The 1,036-nt window shown below is 73.7% G+C and carries 1 protein-coding gene; it reads left to right on the forward strand.

Annotated features, from left to right (window positions below; translation table 11 throughout):
- Nucleotides 1-1,036: ATP-binding protein (locus ACYVE9_RS28150; protein WP_461030712.1), on the forward strand; the 1,036-nt coding region annotated here is incomplete at both ends.

Consider the following 1,036-nt stretch of genomic DNA (forward strand, 5'->3'; position numbering starts at 1 on the left):
CCGCAGTCGGACGGATCGCTGCGCCGTGTCCTCCAGTCGTTCGCCACCGAACTGGCCGCCGGCGAGGAGCGGGCGGCTTCCGCCGTCGCCGCGGCCGACACCGCCAGGCGCCAGGAGGCCTACCTGGCGGGCGAGTTGGACCGGTTGACCACGCAGACGCTGCCGAGCGCGCTGGCGACCCTGCGCCGGGGGGCGTCCGCGAACACCGCGCTGGCCGGGGTGCAGTGCCCGGAGGACGAGCGGGTCCGCGTCCTGGTGGAGACCGTGATACGGGAGTTCGCCACCAGTGAGCGGCGCGCCTCGGCCGCCCAGGCGGCGAGCGCCAAAGCACTCAGCCGGGTGCAGGCGAAGGCCGTCAACATGCTCGCCGACCTCCGCGAGATGCAGGACCGGCACGGCGAGGAGGTCTTCGGCGACCTGCTGCGGCTTGACCACAACACCTCCCAGCTCGGCCTGATGACGGACCGCCTGGCCCTGCTGATGGGCGGCCGGTCGAGCCGGGCGTGGAACAAGCCCATCGGCATGGAGAGCATCCTGCGTGGCGCGGTGGGCCGTATCGCCGCCTACCAGCGGGTGCGGCTGCACTGCTCCAGCACCGCGGCGGTGGCCGGGTTCGCGGCCGAGGGCGTGATGCACCTGCTCGCCGAACTCATGGACAACGCGGCGAACTTCTCACCGCCCATCGACGAGGTGCACGTCTACGTCGAGGAGCGCGCCGCCGGCATCGTGGTCACCATCGAGGACAGCGGCCTGAAGATGGCCGCGGCGGCGATGCGCCGGGCCGAGGAGTCGGTCTCCGGCCGGGTGACGGACCTGGCGTCGCTCCAGGGCACCCGCCTGGGCCTGGCGGTCGTCGGGCGACTCGCGGCCAAGTACGACATCGGTGTCAACTTCCGGCCGTCGTCACGCGGCGGCACCGGCGTGGTGGTGCTGTTCCCACCGCAGCTGCTGGCCCAGCAGCGGGTCGCGCCCCACCAGGAACCGGTGACCGCGCCCCCGGCCCGCCCGGCGGTGGCCGCGGAGTCGACGCCGCAGC

This window comes from Streptomyces sparsus (assembly GCF_054776295.1).